Genomic DNA, 1,387 nt, shown 5'->3' with positions numbered 1-1,387 from the left:
TCTTGTAAGTCCAACTCTTCCTCTTTCCTTATCCAGCGACAATATTTTAACTTTAATAATCTGCCCCACCGACAGCTCTTTTGTCGCATCTTTTACAAATTTATCGGAAATTTCAGAAATATGAAGCAATGCATCCCCTTTTAGTCCTATATCCACAAAAGCCCCAAATTTAGCCACATTTCTTACGGTTCCTTCGAGAACCATTCCCTCTTGCAAATCATCCATATTTAAAATATCCGATCTCAAAAGAGGTTTTTCAAATTCGTCACGTGGATCTCTTCTATCCTTTAAAAGAGCCTCATATACATCTTTTGCCGTTTCATTCCCAAATTCATTTTCAGATATAATTTTTTTCAAATCAACATTTTTCAATTTTTGTCTAACTTCTTTCAAATTATCCTTCAAATCACTAGCTTTACATCCAGCCTCTTTTAAAATAGTTTCGGCAACGTGATACGACTCAGGGTGAATAATCGTATTATCCAGAGGATTTTCACTACTAGGTACAACGACAAATCCAGCCATCTGCTCAAAAGCCTTTGCTCCCAAGCCTTTTACTTTCGTAAGCTCTTTTCTGTCCTTAAAATCTCCATTTTCGTGCCTATAATCCACAAGATTTTTAGCTACATTTTTCTTAATTCCAGACACAAAACTAAGTAATGCCCACGAAGCCGTATTAATATTGACTCCAACATTATTTACAACATGTTCAATTGTCTGTTCCAAAGTTTCATTCAATTTTTTTTGATTCACATCGTGCTGATACATTCCGACTCCAATTGATTTTGGATCTATCTTCACAAGCTCAGCCATCGGATCCTGAATTCTTCTAGCAATCGAAATTGCTCCTCTAGCCGTTACATCCAAATCAGGAAATTCCTCAATCGCAATTTTTGAAGCTGAATAAACTGAAGCTCCCGCCTCGCTTACAATCAAATATGACACAGGTTTTGATGCTTCCTTTATAACATCTGCCACAAAACTTTCAGTTTCACGAGAAGCGGTTCCATTCCCAATTGCAATGATATCAACATCGTATTTTTTGATGTAGTCCAAGATTTTTTTCTTTGCGGTTGCAAGCTGCTTTGAATTGTGCATCTCTTCAACCAGAAAAAGTACATCGTTTGTTTCATAAAAGCCATCTTTGTTGATAATTACCAATTTACAACCTGTTCTGTAACCAGGATCAAGGCCCATCAATGTTTTTTTACTCAAAGGCGGTTGTAAAAGAAGTTTTTCTAAATTTTCAGAAAAAATATTAATCGCTTCTTCCTCAGCTTTTTCAGTATAAATATTTCTCACTTCGTTTTTTATCGACGGATAAGCCAGTCTATCCAGCGAATCTTTTATAACTTCACTCAAAAATTCAACTAAATTTTTATTTTCA

Annotated in this window: 1 protein-coding gene; it reads right to left on the bottom strand. The window is 35.4% G+C overall.

Translation table 11 applies throughout. The annotated features are described in order from the left end of the window. Positions 1–1,387: helix-hairpin-helix domain-containing protein (locus tag Q0370_RS10820; protein WP_299575602.1), on the bottom strand; the 1,387-nt coding region annotated here is incomplete at both ends.

Source organism: uncultured Leptotrichia sp., assembly GCF_938036635.1.
GTDB lineage: Bacteria > Fusobacteriota > Fusobacteriia > Fusobacteriales > Leptotrichiaceae > Leptotrichia > Leptotrichia hongkongensis.
This window is presented reverse-complemented; position numbering and strand designations above follow the sequence as displayed.